The organism is Geodermatophilus arenarius, from assembly GCF_042654585.1.
GTDB lineage: Bacteria > Actinomycetota > Actinomycetes > Mycobacteriales > Geodermatophilaceae > Geodermatophilus > Geodermatophilus arenarius.
The window spans coordinates 1-7518 of record NZ_JBHSGR010000043.1; the positions used below are offsets into that span (position 1 = coordinate 1).

General features: G+C 76.4%; 5 protein-coding genes. All 5 read right to left on the reverse strand.

The features are described from left to right. On the reverse strand, positions 1-1391 hold a 1391-nt coding region (ftsW, locus tag ACFO3M_RS22540; protein ID WP_387994430.1), incomplete at its 3' end, for a putative lipid II flippase FtsW. A 158-nt stretch (positions 1392-1549) separates the two neighbouring features. Continuing rightward, positions 1550-2629 (reverse strand): phospho-N-acetylmuramoyl-pentapeptide-transferase, encoded by a 1080-nt coding sequence (gene mraY / locus ACFO3M_RS22545; protein WP_387994433.1) that lies wholly within the window; start codon positions 2627-2629, stop codon positions 1550-1552. Continuing rightward, on the reverse strand, positions 2626-4035 hold the full coding sequence (locus tag ACFO3M_RS22550; protein ID WP_387994436.1) for a UDP-N-acetylmuramoyl-tripeptide--D-alanyl-D-alanine ligase: 1410 nt from the start codon (positions 4033-4035) through the stop codon (positions 2626-2628). Before ACFO3M_RS22550 ends, mraY begins: the two co-directional genes overlap by 4 nt. Beyond that, positions 4032-5576 carry a UDP-N-acetylmuramoyl-L-alanyl-D-glutamate--2,6-diaminopimelate ligase gene (locus ACFO3M_RS22555; RefSeq protein WP_387994439.1) on the reverse strand — a complete coding sequence of 515 codons (1545 nt, stop codon included), beginning with the start codon at positions 5574-5576 and terminating at the stop codon, positions 4032-4034. The genes ACFO3M_RS22550 and ACFO3M_RS22555 overlap by 4 nt, the downstream gene beginning before the upstream one ends. A 65-nt stretch (positions 5577-5641) precedes the next feature. Continuing rightward, a partial coding sequence (locus tag ACFO3M_RS22560) for a peptidoglycan D,D-transpeptidase FtsI family protein (RefSeq protein WP_387994442.1) occupies positions 5642-7518 on the reverse strand: 1877 nt, incomplete at its 5' end.

Consider the following 7518-nt stretch of genomic DNA (forward strand, 5'->3'; position numbering starts at 1 on the left):
GGCGGGGGCGGCACCCGGCGCTCGGCCGGGCGGTCCTCGGCGGGCCGGCGCACGGGGTGGGCCTCCACCGGGCGGCGGGGCACCGGGCGGGGCGCGCGCTCGGGCCGGGACCGGGGCGGCCGGACCGGGTCGACGGCGTGGGCGGGGACGGGCAGCAGCCAGCGGGCGAGGCGGCCGCGGGGGGTGCGGCGCAGGTGCTCGATGGCGTCGGGCTCGGATCGGGCGAAGCGGATGAGGAGTCCCACGATGAAGAGGGTGAGCACCAGCGAGGTGCCACCGGCGGAGACCAGCGGCAGCGTGACCCCGGTGACCGGGAGCAGGCCCACCACGTAGCCCATGTTCAGGGCCGCCTGGCCGACCAGCCAGACGGTGATCGCCACGCTGGCCAGCGACACGAAGCGGTCGGTGGCGCGGCGGGCGATGCGGAAGCCGGCGTAGGCCAGCACCGCGTAGAGGGTGATCACGACCAGGCAGCCGAGGAAGCCGAGCTCCTCGCCGATGATCGCGAAGATGTAGTCCGACTCGGCCTCGGGCAGCAGGTTCCACTTCATGGCGCTGTTGCCCAGGCCCACCCCCCACAGGCCGCCGTTGGCCAGCGCGTAGAAGCCGCGGATGGCCTGGAAGCCGGTGTCGGTGGGGTCGTCGAAGGGGTGGAGGAACGCGGTGATCCGCTCCATCCGGTACGGCTCGGCCAGGACCATCAGCACCACGCCGGTGACCACGGTCGCGCCGCCCACCGCCCACAGCCGCCAGGGCATGCCCCCGGCGTAGAGCAGGCCCGAGACCACGAGCAGCAGGCTGATCACGGCGCCGAAGTCCGGCTCGAGCATGAGGAGCAGGGACAGCAGGCCGAAGACCGGCAGCAGCGGGAGCAGCAGCGTCTTCACCGTGAGGTGCCGCCCGTGCACGGCCAGCACGTGCGCCCCCCACAGGGAGACGACGAGCTTGGACAGCTCGGAGGGCTGGAAGTCGGTGAACCCGAGGCTGATCCACGCCCGCGAGCCGTTGTACTCCACGCCGATGCCCGGGACCAGCACGGCCACCAGCAGCACGACGACGACCAGGAGCGCGACCGGCGACCAGCGCCGCACCAGCCCGGCCGGCAGCCGCACCGCGACGCCGAGGGCGACCAGGCCGAGCGCGGCGAACAGCAGCTGGTCCACGCCCGGGCGCCAGGCCGGCTGGTCGGCCAGCGCGGCCTCGATCGCGGAGGCGGAGAAGACCATGACCAGCCCGATGGCCAGCAGCAGCCCGGCCGCGCCGATCACCAGGTGGCAGCTGGTCATCGGCCCGTCGAGCCAGGCCGGCCCGCGCAGGCGCCGGCGCGCCGCGGCCGCGGGCACCCGGCGGGCCGTGCGCCGGGGGCGGGTGGACTCGCTCCGGCCGTCCATCCCGCCATCGTCGCCGCTGCGCCCGCGCAGCAGGAGCACCGACGGCGCGTGTCGCGTCCGGTCGCCGCGGACCGGGCCCCGCGGTGAGGTGCCGGAGCGGCCCCCTCGCAGGGGCCCGCGCCGGGCGTGCGAGGCGTGGGGGGCGAGGGGGTCCTTTCTCACAGCCCGGTGACGGAGAGCCAGTCGGCGTAGAACAGGCCGAGCCCGAAGGCCACGGCCATCCCGGTCACCAGCCAGAACCGCACGATGACGGTGTTCTCCGCCCACCCGGCGAGCTCGAAGTGGTGGTGCAGCGGGGCCATCCGGAACACCCGGCGCCGGGTGGCGCGGAAGAAGGCCACCTGGATGACCACCGACAGCGTCACCGCGACGAACAGGCCGCCGAGGACGATGAGCAGCAGCTCGGTGCGGGTGACCACGGCCAGGCCCGCGAGCAGGCCGCCGAGGGCCAGCGACCCGGTGTCGCCCATGAAGATCCGCGCCGGGCTGGTGTTCCACCACAGGAAGCCCAGGCACGCGCCGAGCCCGGCGGCGGCGACCAGCGTGACGTCGAGCGGGTCGCGCACCTGGTAGCAGCCGTCGACCAGCTCGCCGGAGCAGTCGTGGGTGAACTGCCAGAACGAGATGATCGTGTAGGCGCCGCAGACCATCGCCGAGCAGCCGGCCGCCAGCCCGTCCAGGCCGTCGGTCAGGTTCACCGCGTTGGAGAACCCGGCGATGAACAGGTAGGCGAGGACCACGAAGCCGACCGAGCCGAGGAACAGCGGGTCGATGTCGCGGACGAAGGAGACGAACTCCGACGCCGGGGTGACCCCGGCCTCGTCCGGGAAGTTGATCGCGAGCACCGCGAACGCGACGCCGACCACCAGCTGCCCGACCAGCTTCGAGGTCTTGTTGAGCCCGAGGCTGCGCCGGAAGCGGATCTTCAGGTAGTCGTCGAGGAACCCGACGGTGCCCAGGCCCACCATGAGGAACAGCACCAGCAGGCCGCTGGCGGTCACCCCGCGGTTGGGCTGCCCGATGAGGAACAGGTGGGAGATCAGGTAGCCGCCGACCGTCGCCCCGACGATGACGGTGCCGCCCATGGTGGGCGTGCCCTTCTTCGACAGGTGGCTCTCGGGGCCGTCGTCGCGGATCTCCTGCCCGAACCCGCGCCGGCGGAAGGCCCGCACCGCCAGCGGGGTGCACAGGATCGAGATGAACAGCCCGAAGGCCGCGGCGATGAGGACGGACTTCACGCGCCTGCCCCGGCGGTCAGCAGGCCGTCGGCCAGGACCTCCAGCCCGTGGGCCCGGCTGGCCTTCACCAGCACGACGTCACCGGGCACCAGCACCTCCGAGAGCAGGTCGAGAGCGGCCGCTCGGTCGGGCACGGACGCGACCTGCGGCCCGTGGCCCTCCCCGTGGCGGGCACCGGCGGCCGTGGCACCCGACACCATCCCTACCGCATCGGGTCCGACGGCGACGAGCAGGTCGACCCCGGCGCCGACCGCGTCGCGGCCCAGCCGCTCGTGCTCGGCGTCGGCGTCGGGGCCGAGCTCGGCCATCCCGCCGAGGACGGCGACCCGCCGGGTCGCGGGCAGCCCGGCGAGGGCGGCCAGCGCGGCGCGCATGGACTCGGGGTTGGCGTTGTAGGCGTCGTTGACGACGGTCACGCCGTCGGCGCGGCGGGTGACCTCCATGCGCCAGCGGCTGCGCGGCTCGGCGGCCGACAGCGCCTGCGCCACGGCGGCGGGGGTCATGCCGGCGGTGAGCGCGGCGGCCGCCGCCGACAGCGCGTTGGCCACCTGGTGCTCGCCGACCACCTGCAGCGCGACCGGGTGCTCCTCCCCGCCGGCGACGAGGGTGAAGCGGGCGCGGGCGGCGTCGTCCAGGGTGACGCCGGTGGCGCGGACGTCGGCGCCGTCGGACCGGCCGGTGGTGACCACCCGGGCGCGGGTGCGCGGCGCCATGCCGGCCACCCGCGGGTCGTCGGCGTTGAGGACGGCGGTGCCGGTCTCCGGCAGCGCCTCCACCAGCTCGCCCTTGGCCTGCGCGATGACGTCGGCCGAGCCGAACTCGCCGAGGTGGGCGGAGCCGACGTTGAGCACCACGCCGACGTCGGGCCGGGCGACCGCGCACAGCCGGGCGATGTGCCCGACGCCGCGCGCGCCCATCTCCAGCACCAGGTGGCGGGTGCCCTCGTCGGCGGACAGCACGGTCAGCGGCAGGCCGATGTCGTTGTTGAACGAGCCGGGCGGGCTGACCGTCGGGCCGGCGGCGGCGAGCACCTGGCCGAGCAGGTCCTTGGTGGAGGTCTTGCCCGAGGAGCCGGTGATGCCGATCGTCAGCAACCCGCCCGCGGCCAGCCGGGCGTGCACCGCGGCGGCCAGCCGGCCCAGGGCGTCCACCGTGTCGTCGACGACGAGCGCCGGCAGCGGACCGCCGGGGCGGGTGGTGAGCGCGGCGACGGCGCCGGACGTGGCCGCGGCGTCGAGGAACTCGTGCCCGTCGACCCGCTCGCCGGCGACCGCGACGAACAGGTCGCCGGCGGCGACGGTGCGGGAGTCGAGGGTGACGCCGGTGACGGTCGCCGCCGGGTCGGCGGCGGGCGTCAGCGCGGCGCCGACGGCCTCCGCGACCTCGGCGAGGGTCAGGGCGATCACCGGCGGGCCGCCCCGGCGGCCGCCGCGGTGAGGACCTCGCGCAGCACCGCGCGGTCGTCGAACGGCGTCACGGTGCCGGCGACCTCCTGCCCCGTCTCGTGTCCCTTGCCGGCGACCAGGACGGTGTCCCCGGGCCGGGCCAGCTCCACCGCGCGGGCGATGGCCGCCCGGCGGTCGCCGATCTCCTCCACGCTGCCGCGCCGCTCCGCCGGCACGCCCGCGAGGACGGCGGCGCGGATGGCGGCCGGGTCCTCCGAGCGCGGGTTGTCGTCGGTGACGACGAGGTGGTCGCTGCCGAGCGCCGCGGCGGCGCCCATCGCGGGGCGCTTGCCGGGGTCGCGGTCGCCGCCACAGCCGAGCACGGTCACCAGCCTGCCGGTCGTGGCGCCGCGCAGCGCGGCGAGCGCCGAGGCGACGGCGTCGGGGGTGTGCGCGTAGTCGACCACCGCGGTGAAGGGCTGGCCGGCGTCGACCGGCTCCATCCGCCCGGGCACGACGGCGGTGGCGATCCCCTCCAGCGCCGTGGCCACCGGCACGCCGACGGCGTCGAGCAGCGCGACGGCGAGCGCGGCGTTGGTGACGTTGAACCGGCCGGGCAGCCGCACGCGGGCGGGCCACGTGCCGCCGGGGCCGGTGAGGGTGAACACCGAGCCGCCGTCGGGGGCCGGCGCGACGTCGGCGGCGGTCCAGTCGGCCGGGTTCCCCTCGGCGGACACGGTGACCGCGCGCCCGCCGAGCATCCCGGCCAGGCGGCGGCCGTGCCCGTCGTCGACCACGACGACCTCGCGGGCGGCGCGGCCGTCGAACAGCAGCGCCTTGGCCCGGAAGTAGTCCTCGAGGTCGCGGTGGAAGTCGAGGTGGTCCTGGCTGAGGTTGGTGAACCCGGCCGCGGCGAACGGGACGCCACCGACCCGGCCCTGCACCAGCGCGTGGCTGGAGACCTCCATGACCACGGTGTCGACGCCGGACTCGGCCATGGTGGCGAGCAGCGCGTGCAGCACGGGCGCCTCGGGCGTGGTGCGGACGCTGGGGAAGGCGGTCTCGGCGCCGCGGGCGCGGGTGCGGGTCTGCACGGTGCCGATCAGCCCGGTGCCGTGCCCGGCGGCGGCCAGGCCGGCCTCGACCAGGTACGCCGTCGTCGTCTTGCCGTTGGTGCCGGTGATGCCGACGACCGGCAGCCGGCGGGCCGGCTCGCCGTAGACGCGCGCGGCGACGTCGCCGAGCAGCGCGCGCGGCGCGTCGACGACGCACACCGGCAGGCCCGTGGCCACCGCCTGGTCGCGGCCGGCGGGGTCGGTGAGGACGGCGACCGCGCCGCGGCCGGCGGCGTCGGCCGCGAAGCGCGCGCCGTGCGTGCGGGCGCCGGGCAGGGCCGCGTAGAGGTCGCCCGGCCGCACCTCGGGGGTGGCCAGGGTCACGCCGCGCACCGGCGTGGCGGGGTCGCCCTGCACGGGGTCGCCGACGAGGTCGCGCAGCGCGCTGAGGGCGAGCGGGCGGGTCCCCGCAGGCCGGGGCACCGACCCGGTTCCGGTCGGGCTCACGTCTGGCCAATCTACCGTCGGCACCCGCCCGTCCCGCGCACCCGCACGGCCTCGGCGGTGCGCGACTAGTCCCCCGCGGGACCGCCGGTCGCGGCCTCGGCGAGGTCCTCGCCGGTGAGCGCGAAGTCCGGCCGCGGCGTCCCCGACGGCACCACGCCGCGCTCGGTGAGCACGTAGCGCATGACGTCGGCGAAGACGGGTGCCGCGACCTGCCCGCCCTCGGCGGAGCTGCTGGGCCGCTCGAGGTCGACGGCGACGACGTACTGCGGGTCGTCGGCGGGGGCGAACCCGACGAACGTCGTCACGTAGCCGCCGCCCGCGTAGCAGCCGCACTCGGGGTTGGCCCGCTGCGCCGTCCCGGTCTTGCCGGCCACCCGGTAGCCCTCCACCTCGCCCAGCGGCGCGGTGCCGCCCGGGCCGACGACGGCCTCGAGCATGTGGGCGAGGTCGTCGGCGGTGTCCTCGCTGACCACGCGGGTGGGCTCGGGCGCGTCCGGCGTCGACGTCGTCCCGTCGGGGGCGGTCACCGAGGCGACCACCCGCGGGGGGACGCGGACGCCGCCGTTGGCGATCGTCTGGAAGACCGAGGCCATCTGCAGCGTCGTCACCGACACGCCCTGGCCGATGGCGATGTTCGCGGCCCGGCTGGCCTCCCACTCGTCGGAGGCGGCGAGGAGGCCGCCGCTCTCGCCGGGCAGCTCCACGCCGGTCTCCTCCCCCACCCCGAAGGCGCGCAGGTAGCGCTCGAGCGTGGCGTCGCCGACCTCGCGGGCCAGCATGATCGTGCCCACGTTGCTGGACTTGGCGAGGATGCCGGTGACCGTCCAGTCGACCGGGGCGTGGTCGTGGGCGTCGGTGACGACGGCGTCGCCGGCCTGGATGTGGCCGTTGACGTTCAGCACCCGGTCCGGGGTGGCCTTCCCCTCCTCGACGGCGGCGGCCAGGGTCACCGCCTTCATCACCGAGCCGGGCTCGAAGATGCTGGTCACCGCCGGGTTGCCCAGCAGCTCGGGGTCGGTGCTTCCGGCCTGGGAGGGGTCGTAGCCGGGGCAGGAGCCCATCGCGACCACCTGGCCGGTGTGCGCGTCGAGCACCACGGCCGAGGCCCGGGTGGTGGCGCCGTCGGAGCAGGCCTCCGCCAGCCGCTGCTCGGTCGTGAACTGGACGTCCTGGTCGAGGGTCAACTCGACGGTGCTGCCGTCGGTGGCCGGCGTGGACTCGTCGATGCCCGAGGGGATCGGGTGGCCGCCGCTGCCGACCTCCACCCGCCGCATGCCGTCGGTGCCGCCGAGCTCGTCCTGGAACCGCTGCTCGATCCCGGCCAGCCCGTCGCCGTCGCGGCCGACGAAGCCGACGACCTGCCCGCCCACGGCCCCGGTCGGGTAGAGCCGCACCGGGTCGTCCTCGAACACGATGCCGGCGAGACCCAGGGCGTCGATGGCGTCGACGGTCTCCGGCGAGACCTGGCGGGCGAGGACGACGTAGCGGCCGTCGCGGCCGAGCAGCTCGGTGAGCTCGGGCACCGGCACGTCGAGCAGGGCGGTGAGCGCGAGCGCGGTGCGCTCGGGGTCCTCGACGACGGTGGGGTCGGCGACGACCCGGGAGGCGTCGACGGTGTAGGCGAACGGGTGGCCGTCGCGGTCGACGATCGCCCCGCGGAGGGCGGAGATCGGGTACTCGGCGAGCCGGTCCTGCTCGGCGGCGTTGGCGTAGTCGGCGCCGTCCACGCCCTGCAGCAGCACCAGCTTGCCGGTGACGAGCAGCAGCGGGACGACGACGAGCACCAGCCCCCACCGGAGCCGCTTGGCGCCCATCCGCAGCGGCCGGCCCACCCGGCGGCTGCCCGGGGCGCGCCGCGGCACGAAGGCGCCCGAGCGGGGCAGCGGCTCGCGTGCGCCGCGGGGCCCGCCGGCGCGCGGGACGGGTCGGGGCACCGCGCCCC